The sequence below is a fragment of the Aquabacterium sp. A08 genome, assembly GCF_011742065.1.
In genome coordinates this window covers 1-19,300 of the sequence record NZ_JAAQQT010000620.1, presented here as the reverse complement: position 1 = coordinate 19,300, position 19,300 = coordinate 1, and the positions used below count along the sequence as shown (strand labels likewise).

Below are 19,300 nucleotides of genomic sequence, written 5' to 3'. Positions count from 1 at the left end.
CTCTCTTTCAGTGGCTGGTGCCCAGGTAGGCGCTGATCACGTCTTCGTTCTGGCGCACCTCGTCCGGTGGGCCGTCGCCGATCTTCTTGCCGTAGTCCAGCACCACCACGCGGTCGGAGATGTCCATCACCACCCCCATGTCGTGCTCGATCAGCACGATGGTGGTGCCGAACTCGTCGTTCACGTCGAGGATGAAGCGGCACATGTCCTGCTTTTCCTCGACGTTCATGCCGGCCATGGGTTCGTCGAGCAGCAGCACCTGCGGCTCCATGGCCAGGGCGCGGCCCAGGTCCACCCGCTTTTGCAGGCCGTAGGGCAACTGGCCCACCGGGGTCTTGCGGAAGGCCTGGATTTCCAGGAAGTCGATGATGTGCTCGACCTTCTCGCGGTGCAGTTCCTCCTCGCGTTGGGCCGGGCCCAGGCGCAGCGCCTGCATGAACAGGTTGCTTTTGATGCGCAGGTTGCGGCCTGTCATGATGTTGTCGATCACGCTCATGCCCTTGAACAGCGCCAGGTTCTGGAAGGTGCGGGCGATGCCCATTTCCGCCACCTGCCGGCTGTTCATGTGCTTGAAGGTCTGGCCGCGGAAGGTGATGGAGCCTTCCTGCGGGGCATACACGCCGTTGATGCAGTTGAGCATCGAGCTCTTGCCGGCGCCGTTGGGGCCGATGATGGCGCGGATCTCGTGCTCCTTCACGTTGAAGGAGATGTCGGTCAGGGCCTTGACGCCGCCGAAGCGCAGGCTGATGTTCTGGACGTCGAGGATGACGTCCCCCACTTTCTTGTGTGCCATGGTCTGTGTTTCCGGGGTGCGTGGTGGTCAGGCCGCTTGCTTGACCGGGGCGAAGGTCTTGGCGTCGCTCAGCTTCAGGGTGGCGCTGACCTTGCCGGTGCGGCCGTCTTCGAACTTGACCTGGGTTTCGATGTACTGCTCGGTCTTGCCGCCGTAGAGCGCGTCGATGAGGACGCTGTACTTGTCGGCGATGAAGCCGCGGCGGACCTTGTTGGTGCGGGTCAGTTCGCCGTCGTCGGCGTCCAGTTCCTTGTGCAGCACCAGGAAGCGGCTGACCTGGCTGCCGGCCAGCAGCGCGTCGCGGCTGAGGTCGGCGTTGACCTTTTCCACGCATTCCCGGATCAGTTCGTACACCTCGGGCTTCTGCGCCAGGTCGGTGTAGCCGGCGTAGGGCAGGTTGCGGCGCTCGGCCCAGTTGCCCACGGCGTCGAAGTCGATGTTGATCATGACGCAGACCTGGTCGCGCTGGTCGCCATAGGCCACCACCTCCTTGATGTGCGAGAAGAACTTGAGCTTGTTCTCCACGTACTTGGGCGCGAACATGGCGCCGTCGTTGGCGCCGCCCTTGATGCGGCCCACGTCTTTCACGCGGTCGATGATCTTGAGGTGGCCGGAGGCGTCGAGGAAGCCGGCGTCGCTGGTGTGGTACCAGCCGTCGGCGGTCAGCACCTCTTCGGTGGCCTTGGGGTTCTTGTAATACTCTTTCAGCAGGCCGGGCGACTTGACCAGGATCTCGCCGTTGTCCGCCAGTTTGATTTCCACGCCCTCACACGGCACGCCGACGGTGTCGGCACGGGCCTCGTGGTCGGGCTGCAGGCAGACGAACACGGCGGTTTCGGTGGAGCCGTAGAGCTGCTTGAGGTTGATGCCGATGGAGCGGTAGAAGCTGAACAGGTCGGGGCCGATGGCCTCGCCGGCGGTGTAGGCCACCCGCACCCGCGAAAAGCCCAGGGTGTTGCGCAGCGGGCCGTAAACACACAGGTTGCCCAGGGCGTACTTCAGGCGGTCGAACAACCCGACCGGCTTGCCGTCCATCAGGTCCGGGCCGACCCGGCGCGCCACGTCCATGAAGGCGTGGAACATCTTGCGCTTGAGGGCGCCGGCGTCTTCCATGCGGATCATCACGCTGGTCAGCAGGCCCTCGAACACCCGCGGCGGGGCGAAGTAGTAGGTCGGGCCGATTTCCTTGAGGTCGATGGTGACGGTGCTGCCCGACTCGGGGCAGTTGACCACGTAACCGCAGGCCAGCCACTGGGCGTAGCTGAAGATGTTCTGGCCGATCCAGGCCGGCGGCAGGTAGGCCAGCACCTCGTCGTTGGGGCCCAGCTTGTCGAACTTGGCGCCCACGGCGGCGCGGTTCAGCAGCGAGTAGTGGGTGTGCACCACGCCCTTGGGGTTGCCGGTGGTGCCGGACGTGAAGAACATGGCGGCCACGTCGTCGGGCTGGGCCAGGTCGATCTGTTCCTGGAAAAAGTCCGGGTGCTCTTCGGTGAACACGCGCCCGGCGGCGACCACTTCCATCAGCCCGGCCAGGCCGGGTTCGTCGTAGTTGCGCAGGCCGCGCGGGTCGTCGAACAGGATGTGTTCCAGCTGCGGGCACTGCTCGCGGATTTCGAGCATCTTGTCCACCTGCTCCTGGTCTTCCACCACCGCAAAGCGCACCTCGGCGTTGTTGATGGGGAAGACGCATTCGGGCGCGACCGCGTCCTGGTACAGCGGCACCGGAATGGCCCCCAGCGCCTGGGTGGCCAGCATGGTGGCGTAGAGGTTGGGGCGGTTGGCGCCGATGACCACCAGGTGTTCGCCACGGCGCAGGCCCAGCTGGTGCAGGCCACCGGCGATGTGCTGCACCCGCTCGGCCAGGTGGCGCCAATCGGTGGTTTGCCAGATGCCGTATTCCTTCTCCCGCAGGGCGGGGGCCTGGGGCCGCTGGGTGGCGTGCTGCAACAGCAGCCGGGGGAACGTGGTACGCATGAAATCTCCTCTGCCTGGTGGGGTGCACGACCTGTCACACGTTGGACACGCACCTTCGACTGGCACGGACTGTACGCCTGAACTTTGACGTCATGTTGTCATTGCGACGACAATCTGGGGTTCGCCCCAGCTAGGACTTTCCCTAGGGTGCCCGGCCAGTCCCGGGTTTTGCCCCACCATTTCCGCATGACCAGCAAGTTGGCTTTGCGCGATCGCGCCCGGGCGCTGACGCCCGAGGAGTTGACCGAAATTCCCTGGATGGGCCTGCTCACCCCGGCCGAGCAGGCACACGCCCAGGCGTCACTGGTGGTGTCGCAGGTGGAGCCGGGCGACCACATCTGCCGCGTCGGACGCGCGGTCACCTACTGGTTCGGGCTGGTCGATGGCTTGCTGAAAATGAGCAACGACGACCGCACCGGGCCGCTGATCACCTTCACCGGCATTGCCCCGGGCGGCTGGTTCGGCGAGGGCACTGCGCTCAAGCGCGAGATCTACCGCTACAACGTGCTGGCGCTGCGCAAAAGCCTGGTCGCCGGCCTGCCGGTAGACACCTTCCACTGGCTGCTGGACAACTCCATCGGCTTCAACCGCTTCGTCATGCGCCAGCTCAACGAACGGCTGGGCCAGTTCATCGCGGCGCGCGAGATCGACCGCATCACCGACCCCGACGTGCGCGTGGCGCGCAGCGTGGCCAACCTGTTCCACCCCGGCCTGTTCCCGGGGGTGGGGCAGGTGCTGCGCATCACCCAGCAGGAGCTGGCCTACCTGGTGGGCCTGTCGCGGCAGCGGGTGAACGAGGCGCTGGCGTCGCTGCAGCAGGCCGGGGTGATCGCGGTGGAGTACGGCGGTCTGCGCGTGCTCGACCTGGGGGCGTTGCAGCGCACCGGCCTGCCGCCCCGGGGCTGAGGGCGGGGGCGGTCCGCCCGCGGCGGCACGGTGCGACAATTTGTCTTTGCCCGACCCGTTTGCCCGAGATGACCAAAACCCTGTCGCTGCCCCCCCGGACCCCTGCCGCGCCGGCCCCCGAGCGGGGCCGGCCCCGTGCCCCGGTGCGGCCGGCCGCTGGCGCGGTGGGGCGCCGCCCGCCGGCTCCGCCCCTCAGCGAGCGCCCGGCCCGTGCCGCCGCTCCTGCGCCCCGGCCCGCGCCTGCCCGCAACGCGGCCGCGGGCGAAGGGGTGCGGCTGAACAAGCGCCTGGCCGAGCTGGGCCATTGTTCGCGCCGCGAGGCCGACGACTGGATCGCCCGTGGCTGGGTCAAGGTCAACGGGCAGGTGGCGCAGATGGGCCAGACCGTCGCCGCGACCGACCGCATCGAGGTGGCGCCGCAGGCCGCCGCGCAGCAGGGGGCGCGTGTCACCATCCTGCTGCACAAGCCGGTGGGCTACGTCAGCGGCCTGCCCGAGGACGGCCACCAGAGCGCGGCGGTGCTGGTGCAGCCCGGCACCCGCTGGCGCGAAGACCGGGCCCCGCGCCGCTTCGAGGCGGGGCACACCCGCGGCCTGGCGCCGGCGGGGCGGCTGGACATCGACTCCACCGGCCTGCTGGTGCTGACCCAGGACGGCCGGGTGGCCAAGGCGCTGATCGGCGAGGACTCCGGCGTCGAAAAAGAGTACCTGGTGCGTGTGCACTGGGCGCCCCACGGCCCCAGGGGGGCCGGCGTGGTGGCGCAGGACGTGCAGTCGCACTGCCCGCCCGAGGCGCTGCAGCGCCTGCGCCACGGCCTGAGCCTGGACGGCCAGCCGCTCAAACCCGCGCAGGTGGACTGGCAAAACCCCGAGCAGCTGCGCTTTGTGCTGCGCGAAGGCAAGAAGCGCCAGATCCGCCGCATGTGCGAACAGGTGGGCCTGCACGTGGTGGGCTTGAAGCGCGTCCGCATCGGGCGGGTGGTGTTGGGCAACCTGCCCATGGGGCAGTGGCGCTACCTGGGGCCGCACGAGGCGTTCTGACGCGGCGCCCCACCCCCTTGAAGCACCGGACGCCGCCCCCACCTGTGCCCGTTGTGTCCGCTCGGTTCGCGCACGCCGCGGGCCGGCACCGCGGCTTTTTCCTTCTGTCTTGACCTTTGTGCCCACCATGAGCAAACACCACGCATTCCAGGCCGAAGTGGCCCAGCTGCTGCACCTCGTCACCCACTCGCTGTACTCCAACCAGGAAATCTTCCTGCGCGAGCTGGTGTCCAACGCCTCCGACGCCTGCGACAAGCTGCGCTTCGAAGCCCTGAACAACGCCGGTTTGTACGAAGACGCGCCCAACCTCGAAGTGCGTGTGGCGTTCGACAAAGACGCCAAGACCCTGACCATCACCGACAACGGCATCGGCATGAGCGAGCAGGAGGCGATCGACCACCTGGGCACCATCGCCAAGAGCGGCACCAAAGATTTCATGAGCCGCCTGAGCGGCGACCAGAAGAAGGACGCGCAGCTGATCGGCCAGTTCGGCGTGGGCTTCTATTCCGGCTTCATCGTGGCCGACAAGATCACCGTCGAAAGCCGCCGCGCCGGGCTCAAGGCCGAAGAAGGCGTGCGTTGGGTCAGCGGCGGTTCGGGCGACTTCGAGACCGAAACCATCACCCGCGCCGCGCGCGGCACCAGCGTCATCCTGCACCTGCGCGACGACGCGACCGAGTACCTCAACCGCTGGAAGCTCAAGCAGATCATCGGCAAGTACTCCGACCACATCAGCCTGCCCATCCTGATGCAGAAGGAGGAGTGGGACCAGGACAAGTCCGAGTACGTGCTGCAGGACGAGTGGGAAGCGGTCAACAGCGCCAGTGCCCTGTGGACGCGCGCCAAAAAAGACATTTCCGACGAGCAGTACACCGACTTCTACAAGAACATCAGCTACGACACCGAGGCCCCGCTGGCCTGGAGCCACAACCGGGTGGAGGGCAGCACCGAGTACACCCAGCTGCTCTACATCCCGGCCAAGGCGCCGCAAGACCTGTGGAACCGCGACAAGAAAGCGGGCGTCAAGCTCTACGTCAAGCGCGTGTTCATCATGGACGAGGCCGAGGCGCTGATGCCCACCTACCTGCGCTGGGTCAAGGGCGTGATCGATTCCGCCGACCTGCCGCTGAACGTGAGCCGCGAACTGCTGCAGGAAAGCCGCGACGTGAAGGCCATCCGCGAGGGCAACACCCGCCGCGTGCTGGCCATGCTGGAAGACCTGGCCAAGAAGGACCGGCTGCCCACCGAAGGCGCCGACGGCGTGACCGACGTCCTGAGCGCCGAAGAACAAGCCGAGGCCGAGCGCATGGCCGGCAAGTACAGCGCCTTCTACGCCGAATTCGGTGCGGTGCTGAAAGAGGGCCTGGGCGAAGACTTCGGCAACCGCGACCGGCTGGCTAAGCTGCTGCGCTTCGCCTCGACCCAGAGCGACGCCGTGGCGGTGGGCTTGGCCGACTACAAGGCGCGCATGAAAGAGGGCCAGGAGGCCATCTACTACATCACCGCCGACACCCTGGCCGCCGCCAAGAGCAGCCCGCAGCTGGAGGTGTTCAAGAAGAAGGGCATCGAAGTGCTGCTGATGACCGACCGCGTGGACGAATGGGCGCTGTCCTTCCTGCACGCCTTCGACGGCACGCCGCTGCAATCGGTGGCCAAGGGCGGCGTGGACCTGGGCAAGCTGCAAGACGAAGAGGAAAAGAAAGCCGCCGAGCAGGCCGCCGAAACCTTCAAGCCGGTGTTGAACAAGCTCAAGGCGGCTTTGCAGGACAAGGCCCAGGACGTGCGCGTGACCACCCGCCTGGTGGACTCGCCCGCCTGTTTGGTGTCCGACGACCACGGCATGAGCACCCAACTGGCGCGCATGCTCAAGCAGGCCGGCCAGGCCGTGCCCGACATGAAGCCCATCCTGGAGGTGAACGCCGACCACGCGCTGGTGAAAAAGCTCGACGGCTCGGCGCATTTCGACGACCTGGCCCACATCCTGTTCGACCAGGCCCTGCTGGCCGAAGGTGGCCTGCCGGAAGACCCGGCCGCCTACGTCAAGCGGGTCAACGCCTTGCTGGTCTGAAGATCCAGGGGCGGTCGCTGAACGGCCGCCCCGCCGCCACGGCCTTGGGGCCTGCGCTCACTCCAGCGTGGCGGCGAATTCGATGATGGCGCGGTGGTCCGGCGGCAGCACGGTGTAGGGGATGCCCTCGCGGTGGAGCACGCCGCGGATGCCATGGTCCACGGCCTGCGCCTGGGCCTCGTCCTGGAAACGGCCGCTGCGCACGTATTTTTTGTCGGGGTCGCGCTGGACCAGCACGTTGACGTTGTTGAACTGCTTGTACCAGGCCAGGATCTGCTGGCGGGTTTTTTCCACGTCGCAGACGTTGTCGGGGTAGCTGGCGTTGTAGTACAGCAGCTGCGGCAGGGCGCCTTCGGTCACCAGGAACTGCACCTGGCCGTCCAGCACCTCGATCGCGCGGAACTGCTGCAGCGCGATGCCGTACTGGTTGCGCAGCGCGTCGAGGTCGCGCTGCCAGACCAGGCTTTTGGCCACGTCGGGCACGGTTTCCACGCTTTTGTGGCGCAGGTGCAGTTTGAGCACAATGGCCGAGGAGTAGAGCGATTTGTCGCAGCCCGGCCCGCCGATGATGTTGATGACCTTGGTGGGGTACAGCCGCAGCTTGTTTTCGGGCAGCTGCGGGGCCACGTAGCCGGCGATGGTGCTCATGGGGCGTCTCCTGGCGCGCAACCGCGCCGCCTCATGCTACCAAAGGATCGGCCCGCATGGCGGCCACCTGGTCCCACAGCAGCCGGGCCTGCTCCTGCCAGTAGGCGTCGCTGCCAAACCAGGGGAAGTGGATGGGGAAGGTCGGGTCGCCCCAGCGCCGCGCCAGCCAGGCGCTGTAGTGCAGCAGGCGCAGGGTGCGCAGCGGCTCGATCAGGGCCAGCTCGCGCCGGTCGAAGTCGCGCAGGGTTTCGTAGCCGTCCAGCAGGGCGCCGAGCTGGCGCTGCTGCTGCCCGCGGTCGCCGCTGAGCAGCATCCACAGATCCTGCACCGCGGGGCCGGTGCGGGCGTCGTCCAGGTCGACGAAGTGCGGGCCCGCGCCGGGCTGGCCGGTGGGCGTCCACAGGATGTTGCCGGGGTGGCAGTCGCCGTGCAGGCGCAGGGTGGCCGCGCCGCTGTCGGCCAGGGCCTGCCCGGCGGCGTCCACGGCGGCGCGCGCGGCAGCCTCCCAGTCGCGCCGGGCCGCGGGCGGCAGCGTGTCGTGGGCCAGCAGCCAGTCCAGCGGCTCCTGGCCGAAGGTGCTGGCGTCCAGGGCCGGGCGCTGGGCGAACGGCGCTTGCGCGCCCACCTGGTGCAGCCGGGCCAGGAAGCGGCCGATCCACTCCAGCACCTCGGGGTCGTCCAGCTCGGGCCGGCGCCCGCCCCGGCGCGGGCTGACGCTGTAGGCAAAGCCGGCGTGGTGGTGCAGGGTGCGGCCGTGCAGCACCCGGGGCGCCACCACCGGCACCTCGGCCGCCACCAGGGCCTGGGCAAAGCGGTGTTCTTCCTCGATCTGGGCGTCGCTCCAGCGGGCCGGGCGGTAGAACTTCAGCACCACCGCGTCGCCGTCTTCCAGGTGGGCCAGGTAGACCCGGTTTTCGTAGGAGCTCAGCGCCATCAGGCGGCCGTCGCCCCACAGGCCGACCGCGGCCAGGGCGTCGAGCACCGCGTCGGGGGTCAGGGCGTGGTAAGGGTGGGCGTCGGCGGCGGTGGTCATGGCGGCATTGTCGCTGCCCTATCATCGCCCCATGTCGAAACACCCACCCACGCCCCGGCCGCGCGCGGGGCGCCCCGCCGAAAAACCCCTGTCCGAGGTGCTGCCCGAATTGCGCCCGGGCCAGTCGGTGGCGCTGCTGCAGGCGCTGCACATCCTGACCCGCGAGGGCAAGCTCAACCAGGACACGCGGCGCAAGCTCAAGCAGGTCAACCACCTGCTGCAGTTCATCGAACCGCTGCTGCAGGAGGCGCTGGACGCGCGCGGCGACGTGACGCTGGTGGACCACGGCGCCGGCAAGTCTTACCTGGGCTTCATGCTGTATGACCTGTTTTTCCAGCCGCGCGCGGTGGGCCAGGTGATCGGGGTGGAAACCCGGGCCGAGCTGGTGGCGCGCTCGCGCGAACTGGCCGAGCGGCTGGGTTTTGCGCGCATGCGCTTCGTCGCCGCCACGGTGCAGGACGCGATGACCGCCACCGACATCCCCGCCATGGTGGACGTGGTGACCGCGCTGCACGCCTGCGACACCGCCACCGACGACGCCATCGCCTTCGGGCTGGCGCGCCAGGCCCGGGCCCTGGTGTTGGTGCCCTGCTGCCAGGCCGAGGTGGCCAGCGTGCTGCGCAAGCACAAGGCGCTGACGCTGGCGCGCACGCCGCTGAGCGAGATCTGGCGCCACCCGCTGCACACGCGCGAGTTCGGCAGCCAGATCACCAACGTGCTGCGCTGCCTGCAGCTGGAGGCCCACGGCTACCAGGTGACGGTGACCGAGCTGGTGGGCTGGGAACATTCGATGAAGAACGAACTGATCCTGGCGCGCAAGGTGGGCCCGGGCAAGGCCAGCGCACGGGCGCGGCTGCAGCAGGTGCTGGACGAGCTGGGGCTGCAGGAACTCCAGCAACGCTTCGGCGTCTGACAAAACTACGCGGGGTGCGGGCCCGGTGCGCCGCCCCCTTTCAGAACAAAGCCCTGGCGTGGCCGGCCCCGCCGCCCGCCCACGACCGGGGCCGCTTTGAGGAGACGCACCCATGGTCACCGACCTGCCCCATTGGATGCCTTCCCTGGCCTGGCCGCTGCTGTTGCTGGCCGCCTGGGTGCTGGGCGAGCAACTGCACGCGCTGTGGCGGGTGCCGCGCGTGTCCAGTTACGTGGCCGCCGGCCTGCTGGCCGGTTTCGTCGGCCAGCCGGCGCTGACCGAGGGCGTGCCCGGCCTGTTCTTTCTGGCCAACACCGCGCTGGCGCTGGTGCTGTTCGAGCTGGGCTACCGCATCCACCTGCGCTGGTTCCGCCACAACCCCTGGGTGCTGGCGGTGGGGGTGGTGGAGTCGGCCGTGACCTTCGGGTTGGTGTACTGGGCCGCCGGCGGGTTCGGGCTGGCCCCCGAGGTGCGGCTCATCGTCGCGGCGCTGGCGATATCGGCCTCGCCCGCGGGCATTGTGCGGGTGGCTAACGAACTGCGCGGCGCCGGCCAGGTGACCGAACGCGTCATGCACCTGTGCGCCATCAACTGCCTGCTGTCGGTGCTGGCTGTCAAGCTGGTGGTGGGGTACTGGCACCTCAGCACCTCGGGCGACTGGGGCGCGGCGGCGCTGGGCAGCGTGTACGCGCTGGTGATTTCGGTGGCCCTGGGCGGCGCGCTCGGGGTGCTGGTGCCCTGGCTGCTGCGGCACCGGCCGGTGGAGGCCGCGCGCGCCACGGCGGTGTTCGCGCTGGCGGTACTGCTGTTGGCCACCGTGTCGCAGGCGCTGATGTTGTCGCCGCTGTTGGCCGCGCTGAGCTTTGGTATCGTCGCCCGCGAGCGCCGGGTGCAGCTCACGCCGGCGCAGCGCAATTTCGGTTCGGCCGGCGAACTGCTGGGCCTGTTCCTGTTCGTCTACGTGGCCACGCTGATCGACTGGCCGGCGGTGCCCGCCACGGTGGGGCTGGCGCTGACGCTGCTGGCGCTGCGGGTGGCGTCCAAGGCGCTGTGCAACCTGGCGGTGGCGCGGCTCAGCGGCATCACCGCGCGCAAGGGCTGGCTCACAGGGCTGGCGCTCACGCCCATGTCGGCCTTCGCCATTTTGTTGCTGGAACAGAGCCGCCTCTACGGCTTTGCCCCGGCCACCGAGGCCTTCGCCGCCATGGCCGCGCTGATGGTGCTGCAGGAACTGCTGGGCCCCTGGGTGACGCAGCGCAGCCTGATGGCGGCGCGCGAAACCCACCTCACCGCCGAGGCCGCGCCGGGCGCAGCGTCGCCCACCCACCGCGCCTGACGGCCACCGGAGCCCCGCATGCCACTGGAAACCTTCAAGGCCTCCGACGCCCTCACCCTGGGGGTGGAGCTGGAGCTGCAACTCGTCAACACCTACGACCACGACCTCTCCAGCAGCGCCGACGACCTGCTGGAACTGCTGCGGCGCCAGCCCTTCCCCGGCGTGGTCACGCCGGAGATGACGCAAAGCATGATCGAGGTGGCCACCGGCATCCACACCGCACACGGGCCGCTGCTGGCGCAGCTGCGCGAGATCCGCGACACCCTGGTGCACGCCGGCGACCGGCTCAACATCGAACTGGCCGGCGGCGGCACCCACCCGTTCCAGCGCTGGTTCGAGCAGCGCATCTTTGCCAAGCCGCGCTTCCAGCAGCTGTCGGGCCTGTACGGCTACCTGGCCAAGCAGTTCACCGTGTTCGGCCAGCACGTGCACGTGGGCTGCGGTTCGCCCGACGAGGCCTTGTTCCTCTTGCACGCGCTCAACCGCTACGTGCCGCACTTCATCGCGCTGTCGGCGTCGTCGCCGTTTTCGCAGGGGGTGGACACGCTGTTCGACTCGGCCCGGCTGAACTCGGTGTTCGCCTTTCCCTTGAGCGGGCGCGCGCCCTTTGTGCTGAGCTGGGACGAATTCGCCCACGGCTACTTCACCAAGATGGAGAGCACCGGCGTGGTCCAGTCCATGAAGGACTTTTACTGGGACATCCGGCCCAAGCCCGAGTACGGCACCATCGAACTGCGGGTGTGCGACACGCCGCTGACGGTGGAGCGCGCCGCCGCGCTGGCCTGCTACCTGCAGGCGCTGTGCCGCCACCTGCTGGAGCGCAACGAGCCGCCGCCCGAGGAGGACGACTACCTCGTGTACACCTACAACCGCTTCCAGGCCTGCCGTTTCGGGCTGGACGGCACCATGGTCCACCCGAAAACCCGCCAGCAGATCGGCATCCGCGAGGACATCCTGGCCACGCTGCGGCAGTTGGGCCCGCACGCCGACGCGCTGGACTCGCACGCGGCGCTGGACGAGGTGGAGCGTGCCTGCGTCCGCGACGGCAACCACGCCAGCTACCTGCGCCGCTGCTTTGCCGACAGCGGCAGCGTGCAGGGCGTGGTGCAGGCGGCGGTGCAGGCCCTGCGCCGGCCGTGCTAACCTGCGCTTTTGCCCACAACGACACGGAGACACCCCCCATGCCCGGCCTGCTGCCCCAGATCGATCCCGACGGTTTGCTCGAATTCTCGGTGGTCTACACCGACCGCGCGCTCAACCACATGTCGCAGCGCTTCCAGGGGGTGATGCGGGACATTTCCGCCATCCTCAAAGACGTGTACCAGGCCCATTCGGCGGTGCTGGTGCCGGGCAGTGGCACCTTCGGCATGGAAGCGGTGGCGCGCCAGTTCGCCACCGGGCAGCGGGTGCTCGTCATTCGCAACGGCTGGTTCAGCTACCGCTGGACGCAGATTTTCCAGATGGGCGGCATTCCGTCGCAGGAAACCGTGCTCAAGGCGCGCCGGGTGGACCCGTCCGACCCGCAGTCGCCCTGGGTGCCGTGCCCGATCGACGAGGTGGTCGCCACCATCCACGCCGAAAAGCCGGCACTGGTGTTCGCCCCGCACGTGGAAACCGCGGCCGGCATGATCCTGCCGGACGGTTACCTGAAGGCCGTGGCCGACGCGGTGCACGCCGTGGGCGGCCTGTTCGTGCTGGACTGCATCGCCTCCGGGGCGATGTGGGTGGACATGTGCGCCACCGGCGTGGACGTGCTGGTGAGCGCGCCGCAAAAGGGCTGGAGCGGTTCGCCCGCCTGCGCCATGGTGATGCTGAGCGAGCGGGCGCGCCAGGCCATCGACGGCACCACCAGCACCAGCTTCGCCTGTGACCTGAAGAAGTGGCTGCAGATCATGGAAACCTACGAGGCCGGCGGCCACGCCTACCACACCACCATGCCGACCGACGCGCTGGCGCGCCTGCGTGAGGTGATGCAGGAAACCCGCGCCTACGGTTTCGAGCAGGTGCGCCAGGAGCAGATCGAGCTGGGCGCCCAGGTGCGCGCGCTGTTCGAGCGGCGCGGCATCCGCAGCGTGGCGGCGGCCGGCTTCCAGGCCCCGGGCGTGGTGGTGAGCTACACGTCCGACCCCGACATCCAGAACAGCAAGAAGTTTCTGGCACTGGGCCTGCAGACCGCGGCTGGCGTGCCGCTGCAGTGCGACGAGCCGGCCGGCTGGAGCACTTTCCGCGTCGGCCTGTTCGGCCTGGAAAAGCTGCACCACGTGGACCGCAGCGTGGCGCACCTGGCCGCCGCGCTGGACCAGATGGGCATCACCGAGCCCGTGGCCGCCACGGCCTGATTGGCCTCGCTGAGGCCTGCGGTTGAGGGCCGCTGGCGAGCTCGGCGGGGGCTGGACGGTGGGCGTTTGAGGAGGGCCGCCGGCTGCGGCCTGTGGTCAGCTGGTCAGCGGGCGAACCGCCGGCGCGTGAGCGCCAGCGCCACCCAGAACGCCACCGCGGTGTAGCCCGCCAGCACCGCCAGGTGCCGCCCTGCGTCGGCGGGCCACTGGTCCAGGAACAGCGGGCGCACCAGCAACACCGCGTGCGTCAGCGGCAGCGCGTTCGACAGCCACAGCACCAGTTGTGGCAACTGCTCGCGCGGGAAGAACACGCCGCTGAGGAACATCATGGGCGTGAGGAACAGGGTGAAGTAGTAGGTGAAAAAGTCGTAGCCCTGCGCCAGCGCGTTGAAGATCAGCGCGATGCAACTGAAGGTGATGCCCACCAGCAGCAGCACCGGCCAGGCCACCAGCAGCTTGGGGCTGTGGCTGATGCCCAGCGCCAGCATCACGCCCAGGATGGCGGTGACGGTGAACAGCGATTTGAACGCGGCCCACAGCATTTCGGCCAGCAGCACGTCGTCGAGCGTGACCGGCGCGTTCATGATGCCGTCCCAGGTCTTTTGCACGTGCATGCGCGAAAACGCCGAGTACAGCGCCTCGAAGGTGGCGGCGTTCATGGCGCTCATGCAGATGCTGCCGCTGGCCAGGAACAGGATGTAGGGCACGGCGCGCGCCGCGCCGTCGGGGCCGGCCACCTGCACCTCGCCCACCAGCAGGCCCATGCCGTAGCCAAAGGCCACCAGCCAGATCAGCGGTTCGGCGATGTTGCCGACCAGGCTGGGGATGGCCAGCTTGCGCCAGACCAGCAGGTTGCGCAGGAACACCGGCCAGAAGCGCCGTGAGAGGTGTGGGCGGCGCCAGGGGCTGGGCGTGGCGCAGGCGGGGGTGGCCAGGGCTTCGGGGGCGTGGGGCATGGTGGCGGCAGGGCGAGCGGGTGGGGTGTCGGGGCGGTGGGTGGGGGCGTCGGTGGGCCGTGGCCAGGGCTTCAACCCTCCTCCCGAATCTGGCGGCCGGTGAGCTTGAGGAACAGGTCCTCCAGGTTGGCCGGGCGGTGCAGGGTGCGCAGCGTCGGGTGGTCGGCCAGCGCGGCCAGCAAGGGCTTGGCGTCGTGGGTGTAGAAAAACACGGTTTCGCCGCTCACCTCCACCCGTGCGGCCAGCGCGGACAGCGGTGAAGTGGCCAGGGCCTGCGCCTGGGTGCCGGCACCGCCATAGACCTCCACCACGTCGGGCTCCAGGTGCTGGGCGATCAGTTCGCGCGGGCGGCCCTCCGCGATTTTCTGGCCGTGGTCGATCACCAGCAGCCGGTGGCACAGGCGCTCGGCCTCGTCCATGAAGTGGGTGGTCAGCAGGATGCTTTTGCCCTGTTGCAGCAGTTGCTGCAAGCGCTCCCACATCAGGTGGCGCGCCTGCGGGTCCAGCCCGGTGGTGGGTTCGTCCAGCAACAGCAGTTGCGGGTCGTTGACCAGCGCGCGCGCCAGCGACAGGCGCCGCTTCATGCCGCCCGACAGATCGCCCGGCTTGGCCCGGGCCTTGTGTGCCAGCGCGGCAAAGTCCAGCAGCGCCGGGATGCGCGCCTGCACCGCCGCCTTGGGTAGGCCAAAGTAGCGGCCGAACACCAGCAGGTTTTCGGCGCAGCTGAAGTCGGGGTCCAGCGTGTCCATCTGGCTGACCACCCCCAGCTGCGCCTTGATGGCCTGCGCGTCGGCCGGCATCTGCAGGCCCAGCGCCTCGATGGCGCCGCCGTCGGGTGCGGTTTGGCCCAGGCACATGCGGATGGTGGTGGTCTTGCCGGCGCCGTTGGGCCCGATCAGGCCCAGGCATTCGCCCGGGGCGATGTGGAACGACAGGTCGTTGACCACGGTGGCTTGGCCGTAGCGTTTGGTGAGGTGGCGGGCTTGGAACAGCGGGGTCATGGGGGCATTGTGCCGGGCCGGGGCCGGTCGTGCAGCGACTCGAGGCCGGTGGCCCGGTGGTGCCCGCGGTGTGGCGCAGGCCCCGCCGGTAAAATGCCTGCCTTTGGCCCCAGCTTTTTCCGAGGGACGCCCCCGTGTCTGACCGTTTGGCGGTGCTGCCGCAATACCTGCTGCCCAAGCAGGCCCTGACCTCGCTGGCCGGTGCGCTGGCGCGCCGGCCGCTGGGCGGTTTCACCCGGCGCAACATCCGCAACTTCGTGGCCCGCTACGGCGTGGACATGAGCGAAGCGGCCGAGCCCGACATCGCGCGCTACGCCACCTTCAACGACTTTTTCACCCGCGCCTTGAAGCCCGGCGTGCGCCCCTTCGCCGCCAGCGACCTGCTGTGCCCGGTGGACGGCGCCATCAGCCAGTTCGGGCCCATCGAGCGCGACCAGATCTTCCAAGCCAAGGGCCACCGCTACAGCACCACCGCGCTGGTGGGCGGCGACGCCGCGCTGGCCCAGCGTTTCGACAACGGCAGCTTCGCCACGCTCTACCTCAGCCCCAAGGACTACCACCGCATCCACATGCCCTGCGCCGGCCGGCTCACGCGCATGGTGCACGTGCCGGGCGAGCTGTTTTCGGTCAACCCCACCACCGCGCGCGGCGTGCCGGGCCTGTTTGCCCGCAACGAGCGGGTGGTGTGCGTGTTCGAGGGCGCGCACGGCCCCTTCGTGCTGGTGCTGGTGGGGGCCACCATCGTCGGCAGCATGGCCACGGTGTGGCACGGCGTGGTCAACCCGCCGCGCCCCGGCGTCCCGCGCGACTGGCGCTACGACGACCGCGACATTGCGCTGGCACGTGGCGACGAGATGGGCCGCTTCCTGCTGGGCTCCACCGTGGTGCTGCTGTTCCCGCAGGGCGCCATGCGCTTCCACCCCGACTGGGCGCCGGCCCGCCCCATCCGAATGGGCGAGGCCATGGGCGACTGGCTGGTGCCGCCGGCCTGAGCCGTACCCTGAGCGCCTCTGGGCGGCAGACGCCCGGCGCCGTCCCCCTTTTTTACCGTTTTCTTTGTCCACCGTTTCCAGGAGACCCCGCATGACCACCCTCGGCACCCCGTTGACCCCCCACGCCACCAAAGTCATGCTGCTCGGCTCCGGCGAGCTGGGCAAGGAGGTGCTGATCGCGCTGCAGCGCCTCGGGGTGGAAACCATCGCCGTGGACCGCTACGACCACGCGCCCGGCCAGCAGGTGGCGCACCACGCGCGCACCATCACCATGAGCGATCCGGCGCAGCTCAAGGCGCTGATCGAGGCCGAACAGCCCCACCTGGTCGTGCCCGAAATCGAGGCCATTGCCACGCCCATGCTGCAGGAACTGGAAGCCGCCGGCACCGTGCAGGTGGTGCCCACCGCCCGCGCTGCCCGCCTGACCATGGACCGCGAGGGCATCCGCCGCCTGGCCGCCGAAACGCTGGGCCTGCCCACCAGCCCCTACCAGTTCTGTGATTCGCTGGCCGAGCTGCAGGCCGCCATCGAAGGCGCCGACGGCAAGCCGGGCATCGGCTACCCCTGCATCGTCAAGCCGGTGATGAGCAGCTCCGGCAAGGGCCAGAGCAAGATCGATGGCCCCGCCGATGTGCAAAAGGCCTGGGACTACGCCATGGCCGGCGGCCGCGTCAGCCACGGTCGCGTCATCGTGGAAGGCTTCATCGACTTCGACTACGAAATCACCCAGCTCACCGTGCGCGCCCGCGGCGCCCACAGCCAGGTCGAAACCCATTTCTGCGACCCCATTGGCCACGTGCAGGTGGGCGGCGACTACGTGGAAAGCTGGCAACCCATGCCCATGCACCCCGCGGCGCTGGAGCGTGCGCGCCAGATCGCCAAAACCATCACCGACAACCTGGGTCTGGGCCTCAACGGCGAGCCCGCCGGCCTGGGCCTGTACGGCGTGGAGCTGTTCGTCCAGGGCGAGCAGGTTTGGTTCAGCGAGGTGAGCCCGCGCCCGCACGACACCGGCCTGGTGACGCTGTGCACCCAGCACCAGAGCGAGTTCGAGCTGCACGCCCGCGCCATCCTGGGCCTGCCGGTGGACGCCTCGCTGCGCAACCCCGGCGCCAGTGCCGTGATCTACGGCGGTGTGGACGCGCAAGGCCTGGTGTTCGATGGCGTGGACGAGGCCCTGGCCGTGCCCGGCACCGACCTGCGCCTGTTCGGCAAGCCCGAGAGCTTTGTCAAGCGCCGCATGGGCGTGGCCCTGGCCCGCGCGGCCGATACCGACACAGCCCGCGCCCACGCCAAGCTGGCGGCGTCCAAGGTGCGGCCGCGCGTGGCTTGACCTGCGTCAACCGCCGCGGGCGGTTTTTCACTAGCATCCATGTCAGATCAACCCCCTGACACCGTGCCGTGAATTTTCGCCAGTCCTCCATCCGTGTCCAGATCACCGTGCTGCTCGCGGCGGCGCTGCTGCTGATCGCCCTGGTCGGGGCGGTGGGTTGGGTGGCGCTGCAACAGGTGGGCAGCGTGGTTGGCTTCAGCCAGCGTGTCACCACCCCCCGGCAGATCGCGGCCAACGACCTGATCGACAGCGTGAACGCCCGCGCCATCGGGGCGCGCAACCTGGTCTTGGTGGACACGCCCGAGGCCCGCGAGGCCGAGCGGGTGAAGATCGTGGCGGCACACACCCAGATCCAGGCCCACTTGCAGCGCTTGCGTGACCTGACCGCCACCCACCTGGACCCGCGGGAGGCGGAGTTGCTGCAGGCGGTGTACGCCGCCGAAGCGCTGTATGGCCCGGTGGCCCTGGCCATCACCGACCTGGGCGTGCAGGGGCGCACCGAAGAAGCCATGGCCCGCATCGTGCAGGAGTGCCAGCCCTTGCTGGACCGCCTCACGCGCGCCCTGAACCAGCTGGTGACCTACGAGGACAACGCGGCCGCCACCGACTTTGAGCGCATGCTCCAGACCGACCGCGAGGCCCAGTGGTTCATCGTCGGCATCGGCGGCGCGTCCTTGTTGCTGATGTTGGCGCTGGGCACCTATGTGGCGCGTGGCCTGATCGCCAGCACCGGCCGCACCGTGCAGGCGGTGCGCCAAATGGCCGGCGGTGACCTGACGGTCAACGTGCCGGTGCACGGCCACAGCGAAACCGACCAGGTGCTGCTGGCCGTCAACCAGATGGCGGCCCGCCTGCGCGAGGTGCTGGGCCAGGTGCGCCAGGCCGCCAGCGAGATCGGCACCGCCAGCGCCGAAGTGGCCACCGGCGCCAGCGACCTGTCGATGCGCACTGAGCAAACCGCCTCCAACCTGGAGCAGACCGCGGCCAGCATGGAAGAGCTGACCGCCACGGTGCGGCAGTCCAGCGATTCCGCGCGCCAGGCCAACCAGCTGGCCGGCAATGCCGCCGAGGTGGCGCAGTACGGCGGCGCGGTGGTCGGTCAGGTGGTGGACACCATGACCGAGATCAACCAGAGCAGCCAGAAGATCCACGACATCATCGGCGTGATCGACGGCATCGCCTTCCAGACCAACATCCTGGCGCTGAACGCGGCGGTGGAGGCCGCCCGCGCCGGCGAGCAGGGCCGGGGCTTTGCCGTGGTGGCCGGCGAGGTGCGCAGCCTGGCCCAGCGCAGTGCCGAGGCGGCCAAGGAGATCAAGCAGCTCATCAGCGACTCGGTGGCCAAGGTCGAAGGCGGCACCCTGCTGGTGCGCGAGGCCGGCACCACCATCGCCGACGTGGTGGACAACGCGCGCCGGGTCAACGACATCGTGGCCGAGATGATGGCCGCCAGCCAGGAGCAGGCCGAGGGCATTGGCCAGGTCAACACCGCGGTCAGCCAGCTCGACCAGATGACCCAGCAGAATGCGGCGCTGGTGGAACAGTCCGCCGCGGCCGCCGAGAGCCTGCAGGAACAGGCGCGCCGCCTGGTGGCGGCGGTGGGCGTGTTCGACATCGGCGGTGGGCCGGGCGCCACCCGGCCGGCGCCCGGCGCGGTGCGGCGCCTGCCGGCGCGCTGAGTCCGGCCGCCGCGCGCCGCCGTGCCTGGGGCGTCTCAGTGCGTGGTGTGCGGCCAGCTCACTGGAACGCCACCTCGGCAAAGCTGCGCAGCTTGCGGCTGTGCAGCTGGTCCACCCCGGCGGCGCGCAGCCGCTCCACCGCGCGGATGCCGATGCGCAGGTGCTGGTCCACCCGTTCGCGGTAGAAGGCGTTGGCCATGCCGGGCAGCTTGATCTCGCCGTGCAGCGGCTTGTCGCTCACGCACAGCAGGGTGCCGTAGGGCACCCGGAAGCGGAAGCCGTTGGCCGC

General features: G+C 69.2%; 16 protein-coding genes and 1 pseudogene. 10 read left to right on the top strand and 7 right to left on the bottom strand.

Features of this window, described 5'->3' with window-relative positions:
• Positions 1-7: 7 nt before the first annotated feature.
• Together HA630_RS11435 and HA630_RS11430 are read right to left on the bottom strand one after the other, a co-directional pair.
• Entirely contained in the window at positions 8-793 is a 786-nt protein-coding gene (locus tag HA630_RS11435) for an ABC transporter ATP-binding protein (protein WP_166834839.1), read from the bottom strand.
• A 27-nt stretch (positions 794-820) separates the two neighbouring features.
• Positions 821-2,767: a long-chain fatty acid--CoA ligase gene (locus tag HA630_RS11430; protein ID WP_166834837.1), complete on the bottom strand. Its 1,947-nt coding sequence runs from the start codon at positions 2,765-2,767 to the stop codon at positions 821-823.
• Between the two features lie 186 nt (positions 2,768-2,953).
• Here HA630_RS11430 and HA630_RS11425 point away from each other — a divergent pair, with 186 nt between their 5' ends.
• The 3 genes from HA630_RS11425 (at position 2,954) to htpG (ending at position 6,781) form a co-directional block, all read left to right on the top strand.
• A complete protein-coding gene (locus tag HA630_RS11425; protein WP_166834835.1) occupies positions 2,954-3,673 on the top strand; it encodes a Crp/Fnr family transcriptional regulator in 720 nt (239 codons plus the stop codon).
• Between the two features lie 68 nt (positions 3,674-3,741).
• Positions 3,742-4,713: a pseudouridine synthase gene (locus HA630_RS11420; protein ID WP_166834833.1), complete on the top strand. Its 972-nt coding sequence runs from the start codon at positions 3,742-3,744 to the stop codon at positions 4,711-4,713.
• A gap of 127 nt (positions 4,714-4,840) precedes the next feature.
• Positions 4,841-6,781, top strand: coding sequence for a molecular chaperone HtpG (gene htpG / locus HA630_RS11415; protein WP_166834831.1), 1,941 nt, complete (start codon positions 4,841-4,843; stop codon positions 6,779-6,781).
• A gap of 57 nt (positions 6,782-6,838) precedes the next feature.
• Here htpG and HA630_RS11410 read toward each other — a convergent pair whose 3' ends face one another.
• Positions 6,839-7,429, bottom strand: a complete 591-nt coding sequence (locus HA630_RS11410) for a hypothetical protein (RefSeq protein ID WP_166834829.1) — start codon at positions 7,427-7,429, stop codon at positions 6,839-6,841.
• Between the two features lie 31 nt (positions 7,430-7,460).
• Positions 7,461-8,462 carry a serine/threonine protein kinase gene (locus tag HA630_RS11405; RefSeq protein WP_166834827.1) on the bottom strand — a complete coding sequence of 334 codons (1,002 nt, stop codon included), beginning with the start codon at positions 8,460-8,462 and terminating at the stop codon, positions 7,461-7,463.
• A gap of 31 nt (positions 8,463-8,493) precedes the next feature.
• Between HA630_RS11405 and HA630_RS11400 the strand changes: the two genes are divergently transcribed.
• The 4 genes from HA630_RS11400 (at position 8,494) to HA630_RS11385 (ending at position 13,050) form a co-directional block, all read left to right on the top strand.
• On the top strand, positions 8,494-9,375 hold the full coding sequence (locus HA630_RS11400; protein WP_166834825.1) for an SAM-dependent methyltransferase: 882 nt from the start codon (positions 8,494-8,496) through the stop codon (positions 9,373-9,375).
• A 112-nt stretch (positions 9,376-9,487) separates the two neighbouring features.
• Entirely contained in the window at positions 9,488-10,711 is a 1,224-nt protein-coding gene (locus HA630_RS11395; protein ID WP_166834823.1) for a cation:proton antiporter, read from the top strand.
• A gap of 18 nt (positions 10,712-10,729) precedes the next feature.
• Positions 10,730-11,854 carry a YbdK family carboxylate-amine ligase gene (locus tag HA630_RS11390; RefSeq protein WP_166834821.1) on the top strand — a complete coding sequence of 375 codons (1,125 nt, stop codon included), beginning with the start codon at positions 10,730-10,732 and terminating at the stop codon, positions 11,852-11,854.
• A 38-nt stretch (positions 11,855-11,892) separates the two neighbouring features.
• Positions 11,893-13,050: an aminotransferase class V-fold PLP-dependent enzyme gene (locus tag HA630_RS11385; RefSeq protein WP_166834819.1), complete on the top strand. Its 1,158-nt coding sequence runs from the start codon at positions 11,893-11,895 to the stop codon at positions 13,048-13,050.
• A 104-nt stretch (positions 13,051-13,154) separates the two neighbouring features.
• Here HA630_RS11385 and HA630_RS11380 read toward each other — a convergent pair whose 3' ends face one another.
• Both HA630_RS11380 and HA630_RS11375 read right to left on the bottom strand, forming a co-directional pair.
• Positions 13,155-14,006 carry an ABC transporter permease gene (locus HA630_RS11380; RefSeq protein ID WP_166834817.1) on the bottom strand — a complete coding sequence of 284 codons (852 nt, stop codon included), beginning with the start codon at positions 14,004-14,006 and terminating at the stop codon, positions 13,155-13,157.
• Between the two features lie 71 nt (positions 14,007-14,077).
• The gene (locus tag HA630_RS11375) at positions 14,078-15,007 is read right to left on the bottom strand and encodes an ATP-binding cassette domain-containing protein (RefSeq protein ID WP_166834815.1); all 930 of its coding nucleotides are present in this window, start codon (positions 15,005-15,007) and stop codon (positions 14,078-14,080) included.
• Positions 15,008-15,141: 134 nt separating this feature from the next.
• Between HA630_RS11375 and asd the strand changes: the two genes are divergently transcribed.
• From asd to HA630_RS26580, 3 genes are all read left to right on the top strand, one after another.
• Entirely contained in the window at positions 15,142-15,999 is an 858-nt protein-coding gene (gene asd, locus HA630_RS11370) for an archaetidylserine decarboxylase (RefSeq protein WP_166834813.1), read from the top strand.
• Between the two features lie 91 nt (positions 16,000-16,090).
• Complete coding sequence (purT, locus tag HA630_RS11365) at positions 16,091-17,332, top strand: formate-dependent phosphoribosylglycinamide formyltransferase (protein ID WP_166834811.1); 1,242 nt, start codon at positions 16,091-16,093, stop codon at positions 17,330-17,332.
• Between the two features lie 68 nt (positions 17,333-17,400).
• Complete coding sequence (locus tag HA630_RS26580; protein WP_166834809.1) at positions 17,401-19,011, top strand: methyl-accepting chemotaxis protein; 1,611 nt, start codon at positions 17,401-17,403, stop codon at positions 19,009-19,011.
• A gap of 58 nt (positions 19,012-19,069) precedes the next feature.
• Here the strand turns inward: HA630_RS26580 and HA630_RS11355 are convergent.
• A pseudogene (locus HA630_RS11355) lies at positions 19,070-19,300 on the bottom strand (AMP nucleosidase); the annotation flags it as partial.